The 18,412-nt window shown below is 73.1% G+C and carries 16 protein-coding genes; 9 read left to right on the top strand and 7 right to left on the bottom strand.

What is annotated here, in order from left to right:
- Positions 1-15 precede the first annotated feature (15 nt).
- On the bottom strand, positions 16-483 hold the full coding sequence (locus AB0P08_RS15765; protein ID WP_025105441.1) for an Lrp/AsnC family transcriptional regulator: 468 nt from the start codon (positions 481-483) through the stop codon (positions 16-18).
- 99 nt (positions 484-582) lie between these two features.
- Here AB0P08_RS15765 and AB0P08_RS15760 point away from each other — a divergent pair, with 99 nt between their 5' ends.
- Positions 583-2,031 (top strand): gamma-aminobutyraldehyde dehydrogenase, encoded by a 1,449-nt coding sequence (locus AB0P08_RS15760; protein ID WP_363590480.1) that lies wholly within the window; start codon positions 583-585, stop codon positions 2,029-2,031.
- Between the two features lie 12 nt (positions 2,032-2,043).
- Here the strand turns inward: AB0P08_RS15760 and AB0P08_RS15755 are convergent, their stop codons facing one another.
- Positions 2,044-2,571: a GNAT family N-acetyltransferase gene (locus AB0P08_RS15755; RefSeq protein WP_363446477.1), complete on the bottom strand. Its 528-nt coding sequence runs from the start codon at positions 2,569-2,571 to the stop codon at positions 2,044-2,046.
- Positions 2,572-2,810: 239 nt separating this feature from the next.
- Here AB0P08_RS15755 and AB0P08_RS15750 point away from each other — a divergent pair, with 239 nt between their 5' ends.
- Genes AB0P08_RS15750 through AB0P08_RS15740 form a run of 3 tightly spaced genes read left to right on the top strand, consistent with a single transcriptional unit; the run spans position 2,811 to position 6,227 of the window.
- Positions 2,811-3,956: an ROK family protein gene (locus tag AB0P08_RS15750; RefSeq protein ID WP_363590479.1), complete on the top strand. Its 1,146-nt coding sequence runs from the start codon at positions 2,811-2,813 to the stop codon at positions 3,954-3,956.
- Positions 3,957-3,975: 19 nt separating this feature from the next.
- Positions 3,976-4,905 (top strand): polysaccharide deacetylase family protein, encoded by a 930-nt coding sequence (locus AB0P08_RS15745; RefSeq protein ID WP_363590478.1) that lies wholly within the window; start codon positions 3,976-3,978, stop codon positions 4,903-4,905.
- Positions 4,902-6,227 carry an MFS transporter gene (locus AB0P08_RS15740; protein ID WP_363590477.1) on the top strand — a complete coding sequence of 442 codons (1,326 nt, stop codon included), beginning with the start codon at positions 4,902-4,904 and terminating at the stop codon, positions 6,225-6,227. Before AB0P08_RS15745 ends, AB0P08_RS15740 begins: the two co-directional genes overlap by 4 nt.
- Before the next feature lie 2 nt (positions 6,228-6,229).
- On the opposite strand, the gene galE is transcribed toward AB0P08_RS15740, so the two are convergent.
- Genes galE through galT form a run of 3 tightly spaced genes read right to left on the bottom strand, consistent with a single transcriptional unit; the run spans position 6,230 to position 9,661 of the window.
- Positions 6,230-7,207 (bottom strand): UDP-glucose 4-epimerase GalE, encoded by a 978-nt coding sequence (gene galE / locus AB0P08_RS15735; RefSeq protein WP_292797446.1) that lies wholly within the window; start codon positions 7,205-7,207, stop codon positions 6,230-6,232.
- A 46-nt stretch (positions 7,208-7,253) separates the two neighbouring features.
- Positions 7,254-8,438, bottom strand: a complete 1,185-nt coding sequence (gene galK, locus AB0P08_RS15730; protein WP_363590476.1) for a galactokinase — start codon at positions 8,436-8,438, stop codon at positions 7,254-7,256.
- Entirely contained in the window at positions 8,435-9,661 is a 1,227-nt protein-coding gene (gene galT, locus AB0P08_RS15725) for a galactose-1-phosphate uridylyltransferase (protein ID WP_522727320.1), read from the bottom strand. Before galT ends, galK begins: the two co-directional genes overlap by 4 nt.
- Positions 9,662-9,728: 67 nt before the next feature.
- On the opposite strand from galT, the gene AB0P08_RS15720 reads away from it, so the two are divergent.
- Complete coding sequence (locus AB0P08_RS15720; protein WP_363590538.1) at positions 9,729-10,694, top strand: LacI family DNA-binding transcriptional regulator; 966 nt, start codon at positions 9,729-9,731, stop codon at positions 10,692-10,694.
- Between the two features lie 3 nt (positions 10,695-10,697).
- Here AB0P08_RS15720 and AB0P08_RS15715 read toward each other — a convergent pair whose 3' ends face one another.
- Together AB0P08_RS15715 and AB0P08_RS15710 are read right to left on the bottom strand one after the other, a co-directional pair.
- Complete coding sequence (locus AB0P08_RS15715) at positions 10,698-12,656, bottom strand: DUF2264 domain-containing protein (RefSeq protein ID WP_363590474.1); 1,959 nt, start codon at positions 12,654-12,656, stop codon at positions 10,698-10,700.
- Complete coding sequence (locus AB0P08_RS15710) at positions 12,653-13,666, bottom strand: hydroxyacid dehydrogenase (protein WP_363590473.1); 1,014 nt, start codon at positions 13,664-13,666, stop codon at positions 12,653-12,655. The genes AB0P08_RS15715 and AB0P08_RS15710 overlap by 4 nt, the downstream gene beginning before the upstream one ends.
- 186 nt (positions 13,667-13,852) lie before the next feature.
- On the opposite strand from AB0P08_RS15710, the gene AB0P08_RS15705 reads away from it, so the two are divergent.
- The 4 genes from AB0P08_RS15705 (at position 13,853) to AB0P08_RS15690 (ending at position 18,356) form a co-directional block, all read left to right on the top strand.
- A complete protein-coding gene (locus AB0P08_RS15705) occupies positions 13,853-14,953 on the top strand; it encodes a substrate-binding domain-containing protein (RefSeq protein ID WP_363590472.1) in 1,101 nt (366 codons plus the stop codon).
- Between the two features lie 102 nt (positions 14,954-15,055).
- Positions 15,056-16,225, top strand: coding sequence for a Gfo/Idh/MocA family protein (locus AB0P08_RS15700; RefSeq protein WP_363590471.1), 1,170 nt, complete (start codon positions 15,056-15,058; stop codon positions 16,223-16,225).
- Positions 16,222-17,442: a DUF993 family protein gene (locus AB0P08_RS15695; RefSeq protein ID WP_363590470.1), complete on the top strand. Its 1,221-nt coding sequence runs from the start codon at positions 16,222-16,224 to the stop codon at positions 17,440-17,442. Before AB0P08_RS15700 ends, AB0P08_RS15695 begins: the two co-directional genes overlap by 4 nt.
- Positions 17,439-18,356 carry a sugar phosphate isomerase/epimerase family protein gene (locus AB0P08_RS15690; RefSeq protein WP_363590469.1) on the top strand — a complete coding sequence of 306 codons (918 nt, stop codon included), beginning with the start codon at positions 17,439-17,441 and terminating at the stop codon, positions 18,354-18,356. The genes AB0P08_RS15695 and AB0P08_RS15690 overlap by 4 nt, the downstream gene beginning before the upstream one ends.
- Positions 18,357-18,412 lie beyond the last annotated feature (56 nt).

Below are 18,412 nucleotides of genomic sequence, written 5' to 3'. Positions count from 1 at the left end.
TGCGAGGGGAGCGCGTCAGCGCGTTCCCCAGTTGTAGAGGTCTTTGTAGAGGCCGGCGTAGAGCAGGCTCTCCGTCTGGATGATGCCGGGGATGGTGCGGATGCGGGTGGCGATGAGGTCGAGCAGATGGTCGTCGTCCTCGCACACCGCCTCGACGAGGATGTCGAACGTCCCGAGGGTGACGACGACGTACGCCAGCTCGGGGATCGCCGTGAGTTCCTCAGCGATCGCGCGGGGGTCGCCGGACACCCGGATCCCGATCATCGACATGCGGTGGAAGCCGAGCTGCAGCGGGTCGGTCACGGCGACGATCTGGATCAGGCCCGATTCGGTCAGGCGCTGCACGCGCTGGCGGGCCGCGGCCTCGCTGAGCCCGACTTCGCGGGCGATCTCCGCATAGGGACGCCGCCCGTCCTCCTGCAGCAGCTCGACGATGCGCTTCGAGATGTCGTCGAGGGCGGGGGGAGGCGTCTTCGGACTCATGTACCGATCGTGACATTCTGACCCGCCCTGCGCAACTGATTCCGTCGATCTGTGGACGAAAAGCTACAGATTCCGCGCTCGGATGGCTACCATGGCGCTATGTCCTCACCGTCGACGATGACCGTGCCACTGCAGAACTTCATCGGCGGTCGCGCCGTCACCGCATCGGGGAGCGGGCGCCTGCCGCTCATCGATCCGGTGACGGAGGAAGCCTACGGCGAGATCCCGATCTCCGACCGCACCGACGTGGATGCCGCGTATGCCGCGGCCGCGGCGGCGTTCCCGACCTGGCGGGACACCCCGCCGTCTGCGCGCCAACTCGCCCTGTTCCGCATCGCCGAGGACATGGCCGCGCGGGCCGAGGAGTTCGCCGACCTCGAGTCGAAGGACACCGGCAAGCCGCGGGCGACGCTCGTCGCCGACGAGATCCTGCAGTCGGTGGACCAGCTGCGGTTCTTCGCCGGGGCCGCGCGTAGCCTCGAGGGTCGAGCCGCCGCGGAGTACCTCCCCGGGCACACCTCTTTCGTGCGCCGGGAGCCGATCGGCGTGATCGGGCAGGTGACGCCGTGGAACTACCCCCTGAACATGGCGGTGTGGAAGATCGCTCCCGCGCTCGCCGCCGGCAACACCGTCGTGCTGAAGCCGGCCGAGTCCACGCCGCTCACCACGCTGCTGCTCGCGGAGATCGTCGCCGCGCACACTCCCGCGGGCACCCTCAACGTCGTGCTCGGCGACCGCGAGACCGGAGCGGCCCTCGTCGAGCATCCGACACCGCAGATGGTGGCGATCACCGGCTCGGTGCGCGCGGGGATGGCCGTGGCCCGCTCCGCGGCCGACGACGTCAAGCGCGTGCACCTGGAGCTCGGCGGCAAGGCGCCCGCGATCGTCTTCCCGGACGCGTCGCTCGAGAAGGCGGTCGAGGGCATCGTCACCGGGGCCTTCTTCAACGCGGGTCAGGACTGCACCGCGGCGACCCGGGTGCTCGTGCACGCATCGGTGCACGACGAGCTCGTCGCCGCACTGGTGGAGCGGACCCGCACGCACGCGCGGACCGGGGTGCCGGACGAAGAGGGCGTGCTGTACGGGCCGCTGAGCAGCGCGGCCCAGCTCGCTCAGGTGCAGGGTTTCGTCGACCGGCTTCCGGCGCACGCGACCATCGCCACCGGTGGGAGGCGGCAGGGCGACCGCGGTTACTTCTGGGAGGCGACCATCGTGACCGGGGTGCGGCAGGACGACGAGGTCGTGCAGGGCGAGATCTTCGGACCCGTGCTCACCGTGCAGCCCTTCGATACCGAGGAGGAGGCGCGCACGATGGCGAACGACGTGCCGTACGCGCTCGCCGCCTCGGTGTGGACGCGGGAGCACACCAGGGCCATGCGCTTCTCCCGCGACTTGGACTTCGGCTGCGTCTGGATCAACACCCACATCCCGTTCGTGTCGGACATGCCGCACGGCGGGTTCAAGCACTCCGGATACGGGAAGGACCTGTCGCAGTACGGCTTCGACGACTACACCCGGATCAAGCACGTGATGAGCGCGCTCGACTGACGCGGCGGTCGTTCAGCGCGGGGCGAGGAGCTTGACGCGGCGGTGCTCCCGGAGCGTGAACTGCGGGCGCTGATCGATCTTCGTGGCCCCGTCGAGCTCCCACCCGTGCCGGGCGTAGAAGCCGTCGGCGCGGTCGTTGCCGTCGAGGACCCAGAGGTAGGCGCGGGTGTGGCCAGCGTCGATCATGCGCTGCTCGGCCGCGTCGAGGAGGGCATGCCCCGCCCCCGTCGACCACGCGGTCGGGTCGGCGTAGATGCCGTACAACTCGGCGTCGTCCAGGCCGTCGGGGTCGCGACCGGAGCCGAACGACGCCCAGCCGACGACGGTGCCTTCACGCTCGGCCACCAGGGTCCCGAGGCTCGTGGGCAGCGGATCGGCGAAGATGCGGCGCCACCCGTCGGCCCGCTCCGAGACGGACAGCCCGTCCAGCACCTCCTGGTCGATGAGGCCCTCGTAGGCCGCCTGCCACGACCGCACGTGCACCCCGGCCACGGCCTCGGCATCGTCGGCGACGGCGTCTCGGATCACCAGCGGCGTCATCCCTCCACCCTATGCGGGCCCGCCGACGTCCTCGGTCCCCTCCCGGTACTCGGTCACCCGGTCACACCTGCACGACCCGGGTGCGTCTGTGGGGAGGACTCCCGGGATTCGTCGTGCGACCGTGCCCGGGGCGTGCAGGCGACGCAGCCGGGAAGGACGGGTCGACGGGTGCGACGCGATGTGGCAGGCTGGCGGGCACCGACTCCGCACGAGAATCGACCCTCCAGAGGTTCCGCCGCATGTCACGACCCCTCGCAGGACCGCAGACCCTGCTCCGCACGCTCAACGGCCGCGCGATCCTCGAGCGCCTCGCCCGGAGCGGACCGCAGACCCGGGCCGAGCTCATGGCGGCGACCGGCCTCTCCCGCACGGCCGTGACCCAGGTGCTGCGGATGCTCGACGCCGCGGGAGCCGTCACTGCGGCCGGGGTCGACCGCGACACCCGCGGACCGGCGGCGGGCCGGGTCGCGCTGCACCCCGCCCTCGGGGTCGCGGCGGCCGTGCACGTGGATCATCACGCCGCCCACGTCGTCCTCGTCGACGCGACCGGCACCATCAGAGCCGAACGGCACGGCGCCTTCCCCGCGGGCGAGGACCGGGTCGCGCACATCGCGGCCCTCGTCGCGGCCTGCCGCCGATCCGTGAAGGGCGCGGTCCACCTCGCCGTCGTCGGAGTGCCCGGCATCGTCGCGTCGGACGGTGCGATCCGCGACGACCAGGGACCGGACGGCGGTGCCTTCCGCTCGGCTCTCGCGGACGCTCTCGGCTGCCCGGTCCGCGTCGAGAACGACGTCAACCTCGCCGCGCTCGCCGAGTCGACCACCGGCGTCGGCATCGACCTCGCGAGCTTCGCGCTCCTGCTGCTCGATGACGACCTCGGCGCCGGCATCGTGATCGACGGGGCGCTGCATCGCGGGTTCTCGGGAGTGGCGGGCGAGGTGATGTACCTCCCGCAGACGCCGGTGCCCATCGGCGCGCCGGTCGCGGGCGCGGCGGTGGTGCGCGACCTCGCCCTCGGGCTCGGACTGGATGTCGACGCGCCTTTCCTCGCCCACCTGGAGGCGGCGCAACGCGGGGACGAGGCGGCGCAGGCCCTCGTCGCGGAGATCGGACGACGGCTCTTCCTCGCGGCGGGCAGCGTCGCCCTCGTGCTCGATCCCGAGGCCTTCATCCTCGGCGGGGAGGCGGTGCACCCGGCGCTCCTGGATGCGATCGAGCGGGTCGCGGACGAGTTCGCGGCGCAGCTGCCGCTCCGTTTCCTCGCCTCGGCGTTCGGTCCGGAGGCGCCGCTCGTCGGAGCTGTGGGTGAGGCGGCCTCCGCGCTCCGCGCCGACGTCTTCACCCGGATCCTCACACCCTCCCGCGCACCCGCCACCGGCCGCTGACCGCCCGACAGGACACGCCATGACCGCCTCCTCCGCTCTCGCCGACCGACTCGGGCTGCCGTCCGGTGCCAGGGCGGTCATCCTCAACGCCGACGACTTCGGGATGTGCCATGCCGCGAACGCCGCGATCTCCGGACTCCTCCTCCGCGAGCGGATCGACTCGGCGACGGTGATGGTGCCCTGCGCCTGGTCCCCGGAAGCACTCGCCTTCGCCGCCGCGCACCCGGACCTCGACGTGGGCGTGCACCTCGTGCTCACGAGCGAGTGGCGCCGATACCGGTGGCGTCCGCTCACCGCGGGCTCCTCGACCCTCGTCGACGCCGACGGCTTCTTCCCCGCCGACGTCGCGACCGTGGAGCAGCACGCGTCGGAGGAGGATGTCGCCGCCGAGATCGCCGCGCAGCTGCAGGCGGCACTCGATGCCGGCGTCGACGTGACCCACCTCGACAACCACATGGGCTCCGTCTACGGGCTGCTGACCGGCCGGGACTTCCTGCGCGCCGTCTTCGAGCTCGCCGCCCGGCACGGGCTCCCGTTCCGCCTGCCCCGCGAGATGGAGGGAGCGGACGCCGATCCGATGCTGCAGGCGAAGCTCACCGAGGCGGCGGCGGTGGCGGATGCGTTCGGCGTGGAGATCGTCGATCGGCTCTGGACGCATCCGTTCGAGCTGCGCGGCGAGGGCACCGCCGATGAGGAGTCGTACGAACAGGTGCGAGACGGGTTCCTCGCGGTGCTGCGCGCCGTCCCGCCCGGTGTCACCGAGATCTACCTGCACCCGATGGCCGACGGTGAGGAGCTGCGCGCCGCGGTGGACTTCGCGGCGGCCAAGCGCGGCTACGAGCTGCGGCTGCTCGACGATCCCCTCGTGCAGCAGACGATCGTCGAGGAGGGCCTGGTTCGCGTCGGCTGGCGCGCGCTGCGGGAGCTGCAGCGCGGAGACGCCCGGTGACGGCGCTCGGCGAACGGCTGCGCGACCGCCGTCTCGACGCCGCTCCCACCCGCTCCCAGACCATCGCCTTCGGGGCCTCGGGGTTCCCGACGCAGCTGATGACGCAGACGTTCTCGGCGTTCGTCGTGTACTTCTACGTCTCGCACCTCGCCGTCCCCGCAGGGTGGGTGGCGGCGGCGATGATCGCCCACGGCATCCTCAACGCGGCGCTCAACCCGGTCGTCGGGGCGCTCTCCGACCGGATCCGCACGCCGTGGGGCCGCCGCATCCCGTGGATCGGGCTCGGCATCGTGCCGCTCGTCGTCGCGTTCGCCCTCGTCTGGATGCCGCCCGCGCTCCCGGCGGCCGGGCTCATCGTGTGGTTCCTCGTGGTCGTCGCGGTCTACGACATCGCCTTCGTCGTGGTGGTGCTGAACATCTCGGCGCTGTTCCCGGAGATCTTCCGCACCACGGAGGAGCGCGCCCACGGGAACGTGCCGCGGCAGATCTTCGCGATCCTCGGCATGGTGCTCGGCACGGCAGGAGCCCCCGCGCTCTACGACGCGATCGGCTGGCCCGGGATGGCCCTCGTGCTGTCCGGCGTCTGTCTCGTGCTGCTCGTGTGGTCGTTCCTCGGCGGGATGATCGAGCGCCGGGTGCCCGAGGCCGCCTCCGAGGCCATGCGCTGGCGGGACCAGCTCGTCTACACGTTCCGCAACCGCGCCTTCGTGCCGTACGTGCTGGGCTCGCTCTGCGTGCAGACCTCGATCGCGGTGATCCTCGCCGCCGTCCCGTTCTACGTCCGCTACTCGCTGGGGGCGGCCGAGCGCGAGGGCAGCCTCCTGCTCGGCGCCATCTTCCTCACGGCCATCCCGTCGATCGTCCTGTGGAGCGCGGTGGTCCGGCGCACCTCCCCGCGCACGGCGCTGCTGTGGAGCGTCGCGGTGTTCGGGGTCGCGGTGCTCGGCTACCTGGTCCCGACGTCCGTGGGGGCGGCGGCTCTCGTCGGCGTCGCGGTCGGCGTCGGCGTCGGCGGGCTGCTGCAGCTCCTCGAGGTCGTGCTCGCCCAGATCATCGACGACGACGCGCATCGCACGGGCCACCGTCGCGAGGGTGCGTACTTCGGCGTGAACGGGTTCGTCGTGCGCGGCTCCGTTGTCCTCCAGGCGATCGTCGCCGCGGCTGTGCTGACCGCGACCGGCTTCGACGCCGAGCTCGGCGACGCGCAGCCGGAGGCCGTCGACGGCGGCATCCGGCTGATGCTGGCGGTCATCCCCCTGGCGTTCACCGCGGTCGGGTGGCTGTGCTTCTGGCTCTACCCCATCCGCACGCGCGACCTCTGAGATCAGCCGGCGGCGCGGCGGGCCTCCCAGCCCGTGCGCACCATCTCGTCGACGGTGTAGCGCATGGTCCAGTCGAGGTCGCGGGCCGCGAGCTCACCGGTCGCCACGATCCGATCCGGGTCGCCGGGGCGGCGAGGGCCGACCTCGGGGGTGAAGTCGATGCCGGTGACGCGGGCGACCGCATCCATGATCTGCTTCACGCTGAGGCCGTCGCCGGAGCCGAGGTTGTACGCGGGCTCGATCGGGGCGCCGGAGGCCAGGCGCTGCGCTGCGGCGACGTGGGCGGCGGCGATGTCGCCGACGTGCACGTAATCGCGCACGTTCGTGCCGTCAGGGGTGTCGTAGTCGTCCCCGAAGATCTTCGGGGTGCGGCCCTCGATCAGCGCCTCGAAGACGATGGGGAAGAGGTTGTGCGGGCTGACGTCGTAGACCGTCGGGTCGGCCGAGCCGACGACGTTGAAGTACCGCAGCGAGGTGTGACGCAGCGGGCGGTCGGAGTCGGCGGTGGCGATCGCCTGGTCGCGGAGCAGCCATTCGCCGATGAGCTTCGACTCGCCGTAGGGGCTCGCGGGCCTCTTGGCGGTGTCCTCGACGACGAGGGAGACGTCCGGGGTGCCGAACACGGCCGCCGAAGAGGAGAAGACGATGTTCGCGACGCCCGCCGCCGCCATCGCCTCGAGGATGATCCGCGTCCCCTCGACGTTCTGGGCGTAGGTGTGCAGCGGGCGCTGGACCGAGACGCCGGCGTACTTGTAGCCCGCGACATGGATCACGCCCTCCGCCTCGTGCGTGCGCAGGGTCTCCTCGACGAGGGCGCGGTCGAGGATGCTGCCCTGCACGAAGGGCACGCCCTCCGGCACGAAGGAGGCGACGCCGCTGGAGAGGTCGTCCAGGACGACGGGGGAGAGACCGGCCTCTGCGAGAGCGCGGACGACGTGGGCACCGATGTAGCCGGCGCCGCCGGTGACGATCCAGGACATGCGTTCCTCTCCTGCCGCGGCGGTGGCGGCTCGACCCTTCATTGTGTCAGGCGTCGCGGCGCGGACCTGCGGACGGGCTGACCTCGAACAGGTGCGGGGCGACGAAGCCCTCGGCGGCGAACCGCCCCCGCACCGCGTCGGCGAGGTGAGGCACGGCACCGCGGTCGACGAGGGCGATCGCGGCACCGCCGAAGCCGCCGCCGGTCATGCGCGCACCCACCGCCCCCGAGGTGAGGGCGGTCTCCACCGCGGCGTCGAGCTCCGGCGTCGAGATCTCGAAGTCGTCGCGCATCGACGCGTGGGACGCGACGAGGAGGTCGCCGATGCCGCGTGCGCCCGCGGTGCGCAGCGTGGCCACTGTGTCCTGCACGCGCTGGTTCTCCGTGACGATGTGGCGCACGCGGCGGAAGGTCACGTCGTCCATCAGGCTCTCGGCGCGGGCGAGGTCGGCCACGGCGACGTCGCGCAGCGCGGGCACTCCGAGGATCGCGGCTCCGCGTTCGCATGCGGCGCGGCGTTCCCGGTAGCCGCCGGTGGAGTGCGCGTGCGTGACGCGGGTGTCCATCACGAGCACCGCGAGGCCGGCGTCGGCCATGCCCAGCGGCACGACGTCGGCGGCGAGAGAGCGGCAGTCGAGGAAGATCGCGGCGTCGGGCTCCCCGAGCATCGAGGCCATCTGGTCCATGATGCCGGTGGGCGCGCCGACGGCCTCGTTCTCCGCCGTCCGTCCGATCCGGGCGAGGGCGACGGCATCGAGGCCGGCGTCCCAGAGCTCGTTCAGTGCCGTGGCCGTCGCGCCCTCGATCGCGGCGGACGACGAGAGCCCGGCGCCGACCGGGACGTCGGAGGCGATCGCGATGTCCAGGCCGGAGACCGCGGCCGCGGGGGCGGTCGCGCGGAGCGCCCAGGCGACGCCGAGCGGGTACGCCGCCCACTCCGGCACCGCGGGCGCCGTGCCGGGCGGGGTGGGGAAGAGACGGTCGAGGTCGTCGAGAGCGATCTCGACCGGCTCGTCCGCGAAGGTCGAGGCGACGCGGAGCCGCCGGTCGGCACGGCGGCCGACGGCGGCGACCGTGCGCTGCGGGATCGCGAACGGCAGCACGAAGCCGTCGTTGTAGTCGGTGTGCTCGCCGATGAGGTTCGCGCGCCCCGGGGCCGACCAGACGCCGTCCGGCGTGCGCCCGGCGAGGGCGGCGAAGAGGTCGACGGCGGCGTCGTGTGCGGAGGTCATGCGGAGGCTTCCTGGTCGGCGCGAGCGAGCGCCTCGCGGAGTCGTGCGGCCCCCTGCTCGGGGGCGACCTCGGCGGCCCAGGCCCACATCGCGGCCTCGGAGCCCGCGAGGAACTTGAGCTTGTCGGCGGCGCGGCGGGGGCTCGTGAGCTGCAAGTGCAGGCGCACGCTCTCGCGGCCGACGTGGACCGGAGCCTGGTGCCACGCGGCGATGTACGGGGTGGGGCTGTCGTAGAGCGCGTCGACGCCGCGGAGGAGACGGAGGTAGAGCGGGGCGAGCTCGTCGCGCTCTTCCGCCGTGGTCTCGGCGAGGTCGGGCACGTGCCGATGCGGCATCAGGTGCACCTCGAGCGGCCACCGCGCCGCGAAGGGCACGAACGCGGTCCAGTGCTCGCCGCGGAACACCACCCGCTCGGAGGCCTGCTCCTCGGCGAGGATGCGGGCGAAGAGGTCGGGTGCGGTGCGGTCGACGGCGTCCAGCACCCGGGCGGTGCGCGGGGTCACATAGGGGTATGCGTAGATCTGGCCGTGCGGGTGGGGGAGGGTCACGCCGATCGCCTCGCCGCGGTTCTCGAACGGGAAGACCTGCTGGATGCCGGGCAGGGAGGACAGAGCGGCCGTGCGGTCGGCCCAGGCCTCGATCACGGTGCGGGCGCGGGTCGCGGTCTGGGTGCCGAAGGAGCCGGAGTGCTCGGGGCTGAAGCACACGACCTCGCAGCGGCCGACGGCGGTGCGGGTGCGCCCGAGTCCGAGGGCCGCGAGGTCGTCGAGGCCGCGCGGGGGGTTCGTCGCCCCCGGGACGGTGCCGACGGGCTCGGCGAGAGCGGGGCCGAATGCGGGGGAGCGGTTCTCGAACACGGCCACGTCGTACCGGGACGGCACCTCGGACGGATTCCCCGGCGTCTGCGGCGCGAGCGGGTCGGCGTCGGCTCCCGGCATCATCACGCGGTTCTGGCGGTTGGCGGCGACGGTGATCCAGTCGCCCGTGAGAACGTCGAGCCGCATGGCCGCGGTGTCGGGTCGAGGGGAAAGGGTGCGGGCATCGACCGACCGTTCCGCGCCGAGGGTCGTCTCCGGGTCGTCGTAGTAGATGAGCTCACGGCCGTCGGCGAGGGTGGTCGGGCGCTTGACGACACCGGCGCCGAGACGCTCCGTGCGCAACTCAGGAGATTCGGGCGTGTTCACGTCAACATGGTAGGTCGGGCCGCGTGCTAACGTCAACATGACGGAGTTGTGAACGGAGGATCCCGTGGCCCGGAAGCTGTCGGCGGCGGTGTCCGCCCGCGTGTCCATGGCGACCGTGGCGGCGCGAGCCGGTGTCTCCGGACAGACCGTCTCCCGCGTCGTCAACGGCAGTCCGCGCGTGGACCCGCAGACGCGGGCGCGGGTCGAGGCCGCGATGACCGAACTGGGGTACCGGCCGCATCGGGCCGCGCGCGCCCTGCGCACCGGTCGCAGCCACACCCTCGGTCTCGTCGTGACCACCCTGGCCACGGTCGGCAACTCCCGGATGCTGCAGGCCGCGGCCGAGGCGGCGGCGGAACGCGGCTATGCGCTCACGGTCGTCACGGCTGCGGACGGCGTGGACCCGGCGTTCGCCCGGCTCGCCGACCAGGGCGTCGACGGTGCCCTCGTGCTGAACGAGGCTTCGGCGCTGGTCCCTGCCGCCACTCTGCCGCCGGAGCTGCATCTCGTCGTCGTGGACGCTCCCGCAGGAGCCGGAGCGATCGTCGTGCACAGCGATCACGCCGCGGGAGCAGAGGCTGCCACGCGCCACCTGCTCGCCGCGGGGCACGAGACCGTCCACCACCTCGCGGGACCGCCGGAGTCGTTCGCCGCCGCCGAGCGCGAGCGCGGGTGGCGCGAGGCTCTGACGGCTGCCGGTCTCACGCCTCCGGCGGTCGTGCACGGGGACTGGAGTGCGGAGTCCGGCTTCGCCGCGGGGGCGGCGCTGGCCCAGGCGACGGCGGTGTTCTGCGCCAACGACCAGATGGCGCTCGGGCTGCTGCGCGCGGTGGCGGAATCCGGACGCACGGTCCCCGGCGACGTCAGCGTGGTCGGCTTCGACGACATCCCGGAAGCGGCGAGCTTCCTCCCGCCGCTCACGACGATCCGCCAGGACTTCCCGGCGCTCGCGCAGCGGGCGGTCACAGCGCTCATCGCCGCCGTGGAGGGCGACGCGGCGGCGACCGATCCCGCCGCGCCCGTGGTGGTGCCGACTCGGCTCGTCGAGCGCGCGAGTACGGCACGCCGCTGACGCTCACCCCCGCGGAAGGAACTCCTCGGGGCGGAAGCGCGTCGTGGCACCGTCCGGCCAGGACACCGCCGCGTCGCCTGCCCGCAGGTCGAGCTGCGGCACGCCGGGGGAACTCCCGAGAAGCACGCCGACGGCCATCCAGACGTCCGGCCGCACCGCCGCCGAGAGCCACGGGGTGGCGGTCTCCGGGCCGAGCGGGGTCGCGTCCCGTTCCCGTCGGACCCCCGCGGTCGCACCGTCGACTCCGAGGAGTCCGATGACCCGGCTCTGCGTCTCGCCGCCGAGGGCGAGGGCGGCGGTGACAGCCGCGGGGCCGGTCTCGACGACCGTCGGGGAGGACAGCGCCCAGCCGCCGATGCGGAGGACGTCGCCGTCGCGGATCACCCCGTCCGTCCCCGCGCCCGCCCGGACCCGCACGAGCCGCACCTCCCATGGTCCGCGGAGCGCCGACACCACGTCGACCATGGGGCCGACCGTGGTCTCGGCGGCCGCGCCGCCTCCGCCGACATCGAACTCCGCGCGGAAGCCGTCGTGCCAGTGCACGGGGCCGGAGGAGCCGCCGAGCACGGCGTCGTCGACCTTCCGCAGCGCTCCGGTCGCGAAGCCGGAGCGATGGCTCGCTCGGCCGCCACGCACCACGGCGACCGTGCCGTCGAGCGGATCACGGACTCCGGGGCCGGCGAGCACGGGCGCGGTCGCGGTCGAGTACCCGAGCTTCGCGTACAACGGCGCATCCGGCTGGTGGACACCCGGCATCCGGTGGTCGGTGCCGTGGTTGACCACACGCACGATGCCGTCCGCGGTGCCCGTCTCGAGCCACCCCGGGGCGATGAGGACGCGGGTGAACGGACCCCGATCGATCGGCAGGGGCTGTTCGATGGCCGTCCAGAACGGATGCGCCGCGGGCAGGGCGAGCGGCAGGAGACCCTTCGCCGCCCAGTACGGAGAGCCGGGGCCGGAGTAGTCCTGGGCGAGCGGACGCCAGGCGCCGTGCCAGCCGAGTGGCAGCACTCCGGTCGCATCCGGCGCACCGCGGTCGGTGAAGTGCCGGACCTGACCGCTCACTGCCCGGCGCAGGAGGCCGGGGTCGTGCCGCGAGGTGCCGGAGAACGCCGCGACCCCGGCCGCGGCGGCCGTCGCGAAACGGTAGGTGAGGCTGCGGCCCTGGATGAGTGGTCCTCCGTCGGCGCCGACGAGGTGCAGTGCGTCGTCGAGGAACGCGTCCAGCCGCCGGCGATAACGGGCGATGCGATCCGCGTGGCGCGGCTCGTCGCCGACCATGTCCGCCCAGAGCAGCGGGTAGAACGACAGCGCCCAGCCGGCGTAGTGGTCGAACGATCGGGCGGCGCCGTCCGCGCTCCATCCGCCGTCCCGCTCGAAGCCGTCGAGCAGCGCGAAGTCGGCTGCGCGGTCCGCGTCGGAGGACGGCCCGCCGACGCTCTCCAGGAACTGCTCGACGAGCACCCGGAACCAGGCCCAGTTGTTCGGCGGATGGCTCCCGCCGACGACGGCCGCCAGGTAGTCCACGGTGCGGGTCCGGGCGCTGTCATCCAGGCGCGCCCACACCGTGTCGCGGGTGAGGTGCAGACCCAGGGCGAGCGCCGCGGCCTCGACTTTCGCCTGGTCGACCTCGTCGGGGCGCGGCCACCGTTCGGCACCGGCCGGATCGACACCTGCCGCCAGCCCTCTGGCATACCGCTCGGCCAGCGGCTCTGTGCCGCGTGGGTCGCCGGCGATGCGGAACGCGGCCAGCAGGAACGTGCGGCTGAAACCCTCGAGCGCGTCGACCGCGGCGCCGAAGCCGCCAGGGGCGCCGGGGTACCGGATGCCCGCACCCGCCGGGCTCGCATGACGGGCGGCCCCGTCGAGGATGGCATCGGCCACCGTCATCAGGTGCGCGCGCGTCCATCCCGTGTGCGGGGAGAGCGCCCGGTCTTCCGGAGGCAGCGCGAGGATCGTCATGCGCTGTGCGCGAGGTCGGCGCGGTGCACGGGGTGTCGCGGCGGACGGCCGGCCACCCACGCCTCGAGCTCGTCGAGGGCGGCGTCGGCCAGCCGGTGTGCCTCGGTGCCGAGCGAGCCGGCGAGGTGCGGGGTGACCGCGACGTTCGGCAGGAGCAGCAGCGGGTGGTCGGGCGGAAGCGGCTCCGGATCGGTGACGTCGAGGATCGCGTCGAGGCGACCGGAGGCGCACTCCGCGAGCAGCGCGTCGTGATCGAGGAGGGCACCGCGCGCGGTGTTGAGCACGGTGGCGCCGTCGCGCAGGGCCGCGAGCTGCGCGCGGCCGATCATCCCCCGCGTCGCGGGCAGCGCCGGTGCGTGCAGGGAGAGCAGGTCGACGGCGGGGAGCAGGGCGTGGAGTGGGACGAGCCGGGCGCCCGCCGCGGCCACCTCTTCGGCGTCCGCGTACGGGTCGGCGACGAGGACCTGCAGTCCGGGGAAGGGCCGCAGTAGGTCGACGACGCGGCGCCCGCTGCGGGAGAACCCGACGATGCCCACCGTGCGGTCGAGGTTGCCGATACGGCCCCCGACGCGGGGGGCGACGCGCAGGTCGCGCTGTGCGTCGTCCCCGCGGAGCGGGAGGAGGGCGCGCTTGCCGGAGAGCAGGATCATCGCGAGCGTGTACTCGGCGACGGGGGCCGCGTTGGCCTCGGCGGCGGACGTGAGCAGGATGTCGCGCTCCCAGAAGGCGTCGGACACGACGCCGCGCACGCTCCCCGCCGCATGGAACACCGCGCGGAGCCGGGGGAGCCGGTCGAGCAGGGCCGCGTCCAGGAGGGGGGCGCCCCAGCCCGTCACCAGCACTTCGATCCCTGACACGCGGTCGGCCGCGGCCGCCGCGTCGAGCGCGGGCGTGTGCAGCGGGGCGCCGGGGGCCACGAGCGTCCGCAGGCGGGCGCGCCGAGCGTCGTCGAACACGAGGTCCCACGCCTCCGTGGAGAGGGCGGCGATGGTGGACGGTCGGTGGGCCATGAGTCTCCGCGGGTCTCGGGTATGCGCTTGCCGAAGCGTGCCGTTCCAGTGAAGACTGTGCGTTCGAGCCCAGGCAACGTGTTCGAACAGGAACCATCCAGATCGAACACATTCGTACACGGAAGGCAACCGGATGCTGATCCCCCGCATCACCCTCGAAGATGCGCGGCACGTCGGGAGGGTCGGGTGACCGACGAGCGTCCCACCCCGCGTTTCGGCCTCTCCCGCCGCGAGCGCATCCTGGACGAGCTGCGCCGTACCGGCGCCGTGCGCGTCGCCGAGCTCGCCCGTGACTTCGGGGTGGCCGAGCTCACCATCCGTCGCGACATCACCGCGCTGGCGGACCGCGGGCTGCTGACCAGGGTGCACGGGGGAGCAGTGCTGCGGAGCGCGCTGGACACGACCGTCGCCCGCGCTGCCCTTCCCGGGCCGCAGTTCCGCATCGGGATGGTGGTGCCGTCGCTGAGCTACTACTGGCCGCAGGTCGTCGTCGGCGCCCGGAGCGCCGGGGTGGAGACCGGGGTGCAGCTCGTGCTCCGCGGGGCCAGCTACGCCGCGCAGGACCAGCGGCGCCAGATCGCGGCGCTCCTGGAATCCGGAACCGTGCACGGCCTCATCGTGGCCCCCGAGACGCAGGGCGCCGACGGACACGCGCTGCTCTCGTGGCTGGACACGCTCCCAGTGCCCGTCGTGCTGGTGGAGCGCCGGACCCCGCCCGCGCTCGCCCTCACCCGGATGCAGACCGTGGCGACGGACCACGCGTTCGGGGGTGCGCTCGCCGCCGGGCACCTCGCCGCACTCGGGCACCGGCGGGTGGGGGTGCTCACGTCGCCGCAGTCGCCGACCTCCGCCGGGCTTCGGCAGGGCTGGTCGCGGGCGGTCGCGGAGCTCGGTCTCGCGGTGGGCGTGGATCGCGATGCGGCGCTGGACCGGATGGAGGGGCCCGCGCAGGCGGACGTCGTGTCCTCGGTGCTCGCCGAGATCCGTGACACGGGCACGACCGCGCTGCTCGTGCACTCGGACCCGCAGGCGCTCCTGCTCCAGCAACATCTGCAGGATGCGGGCTGGCGGCTGCCCGACGACCTCTCCCTGATCGCCTACGACGACGAGGTCGCGGAGCACGGCTCCCCTCCGCTCACCGCGCTGCGGCCGCCCAAGCAGCACGTCGGACGCCGCGCGGTGGAGCTTCTCCGGGATCGGCTGCGCGAGGGGACCACCCGGCCCGCGGAGCGCGTGGAGGTCGCCCCGGCGCTGCACGTGCGCGCCAGCACGGCCCCTCCGCGTTAGGCGCGGTTGCGAGGTCGAGCGTCTCATGCCATGATCTCGGAAAGCGCTTACCAACATTCTCCTGTCAGCGCCGACAGCTTCCACCGAGAGGAACGGACCGAGATGGCACAGGCCCCCACCCGCGAGATCGGGATCATCATGAACGGCGTCTCCGGGCGCATGGGATACCGGCAGCACCTGGTGCGGTCGATCCTCGCGATCCGTGACGACGGCGGGATCGAGCTCCCCGACGGCAGCCGCGTGACCGTGCGGCCGATCCTCGTCGGACGCAGCGAGGCCAAGCTGGCCGAACTGGCGGCGAAGCACGGCATCGAGGACTGGACGACCGACCTGGATGCGGCCCTCGCCGACCCGCAGTGGGAGATCTACGCCGACTTCCTCGTCACGAAGGCCCGGGCATCCGCGATCCGGAAGGCCATCGCCGCCGGCAAGGCGATCTACACCGAGAAGCCCACGGCCGAGTCGCTCGACGAGGCTCTGGAGCTCGCCCGCCTCGCCCGCGACGCCGGTGTGAAGACCGGCGTCGTCCACGACAAGCTCTACCTCCCGGGGCTGCAGAAGCTCAAGCGCCTCATCGACTCGGGCTTCTTCGGCCGCATCCTGTCCGTCCGCGGCGAGTTCGGCTACTGGGTGTTCGAGGGCGACTGGCAGCCCGCGCAGCGCCCGAGCTGGAACTACCGCACCGAGGACGGCGGCGGCATCATCACCGACATGTTCCCGCACTGGAACTACGTGCTGGAGAACCTCTTCGGCGAGGTCAAGAGCGTCTACGCGCAGGCCGCGGTGCACATCGCCGACCGCTGGGACGAGAAGGGCGAGCACTACACGGCCACGGCCGAGGACGCCGCGTACGGCATCTTCGAGCTCGACGGCGGGGCGATCGCCGAGATCAACTCCTCGTGGACGGTGCGGGTCAACCGCGACGAGCTCGTGGAGTTCCAGGTCGACGGCACGCACGGCTCCGCGGTCGTCGGACTGTTCGGTGCGAAGATCCAGCCCCGCAACGCCACGCCCAAGCCCGTGTGGAACCCCGACCTGGAGGACAGCCACGACTACGACGCCGACTGGCAGCAGGTGCCGACGAACGACGTGTTCCAGAACGGCTTCCGGCAGCAGTGGGAGGAATACCTCACCTCGTTCGCCCTCGGGACGGACTACCCGTTCGACCTGCTCGCCGGCGCGCGCGGAGTCCAGTTCGCCGAGGCCGGACTCGCGTCCAGCGCCGCGGGACGCAAGATCGTGCTCGAGCCCCTGACCCTGGACGAGGCATGACCACCCTCCGCCTGCTCGCCGCCGACGGCCGCACCGCCGACACGGAGCTCCGCGAGGTCGCCGGTGTCACGCGGCCGGAGGGCCCGCTCCGCAGCCGGGTGGCCTACGCCGCCGCGCACGTCGTCCCGAAGGTCCACGCGGACAACACCCCGGGGCAGCCGGCCGACATCGACTGGGACGCGACCCTCGCCTTCCGCCGCAACGTGTACTCGTGGGGTCTCGGCGTCGCCGACGCGATGGACACCGCGCAGCGCAACATGGGGCTGGATGCGGCGGCGGTGCGCGAGCTCATCGCCCGCAGCGCCGAGGTCGCCCGCGAGGAGGGCGGCACGGTCGTGGTCGGGGTCAACACCGATCACGTCGACGAGGAGCGCATCCCGCTCGATCAGGTGATCGCCGCCTATCTCGAGCAGCTGCACTTCGCCGAGGAGCAGGGGGCGGGGCCGGTGCTCATGGCCTCGCGGCACCTGGCTCGGGTCGCGGAGACCGCCGACGACTATCGCCGCGTCTACCGCGACGTGCTCTCCCGCGCGTCGGCTCCCGTCGTGCTGCACTGGCTCGGCACCGCGTTCGACCCGGAGCTCGCGGGCTACTTCGCGCCCTCGTCGCCCGCCGGGAGCGGTGGTCCCGCGTGGAAGGAGGCCGCCGGGGTGCTGCTCGACATCATCGGCGAGAACCGCGCCGCTGTCGCCGGGGTGAAGATGAGCCTGCTCGACGCGGACTCCGAGGTGTGGGTGCGCGAGCGGCTGCCGGAGGGCGTGCGCATGTTCACCGGCGACGACTTCCACTACGTCGGCCTCATCGGCGGGGACAGCCTGACCGGGGCTGCCGCGCCCGAGGGGTCCGCGTCGCGCGGCCACTCGGATGCGCTGCTCGGCGCGTTCGCCGCGCTCGCCCCGGTGGCCTCCGCCGCGATCCAGGCCCTCGACGCGAACGACCCGGAGCGGTACCTCGACCTCCTCGGCCCGACGGAGGAGTTGAGTCGGCAGGTGTTCGCGGCACCGACCTACTACTACAAGACCGGGGTCGCCTTCCTGTCCTGGCTCAACGGCCATCAGCCCGCGTTCCAGATGGTCGGGGGGCTGCATTCCGCACGGAGCCTGCCGCACCTCAGCCGCATCGTCGAGCTGGCGAACGGGGCGCTCGCCCTGGAGCGGCCGGAGCTCGCCCGGGAGCGATGGCACGGCCTGCTCCGGCTGAACGGGGTGGACGCATGACCGGCCCCCGGAGCCTGGCGGCGGAGCGCGAGTCCCGGGCAGTCGGCGTCGGGACCGTGCCGCACCCGCGGCTCTCGATCAACCAGGCCACCGTGAAGCACGCGGACCTCGCCACGGCCCTGCGCGTCACGGCGGCGGCGGGGGTCGAGGCCATCGGTTTGTGGCGGGAGCCCGTGCAGGCGGTGGGTCTCGATGTCGCCGCCCGTATGCTCGCCGACTCCGGCCTGCGCTTCACGACGCACTGCCGCGGGGGCTTCTTCACGCTTCCGGCCGGTCCGGAGCGTGACGCCGCGCTCGACGACAACCGCCGGGCGATCGAGGAGGCGGCCACCCTCGCGGCAGCCGGTGCGGAGGGCTCGACCGCGGTGCTCGTCCTCGTCGCCGGCGGTCTGCCCGAGGGGTCGCGTGACCTCGTCGGGGCACGGGACCGCGTCCGCGACGCCATCGGCGCCCTCGCGGACGACGCTCGCGCCGCCGGGGTCACCCTCGCGATCGAGCCGCTGCATCCGATGTACGCCTCCGACCGTGCCGTGGTCTCCACCCTCGGTCAGGCGCTCGACATCGCCGCGGACTTCGACCCTGCCGTGGTCGGTGCCGCGGTCGACACGTTCCACATCTGGTGGGATCCGCAGGTGCTCGACCAGATCGCCAGGGCCGGACGGGAGGGGCGCATCGCCACGTACCAGGTGTGCGACTGGAAGACCCCCCTCGCCGCAGATCCCCTGCTCTCCCGGCACTATCCGGGGGACGGAGTGATCGACTTCGGCACCCTCACGCGGGCGGTGCAGGACACCGGCTACGACCGCGACATCGAGGTGGAGATCTTCCATGCCGACGTCTGGGCCGACGACCCGGCCCGTGTGGTCCGGCGCACGGCCGAGGCCTTCGCGACGGCGGTCGCCCCCCACTTGTGAGCCCCGGTGACCCCCATCCCCGGTCCCTCCGTCTCCGGCCCCTCCTTGGTCCCGGT

The sequence above is a fragment of the Microbacterium meiriae genome (assembly GCF_040686935.1).
Lineage (GTDB): Bacteria > Actinomycetota > Actinomycetes > Actinomycetales > Microbacteriaceae > Microbacterium > Microbacterium meiriae.
Note: the sequence above shows the minus strand (reverse complement) of the source record. Positions and strands in the feature narration are given on the sequence as shown.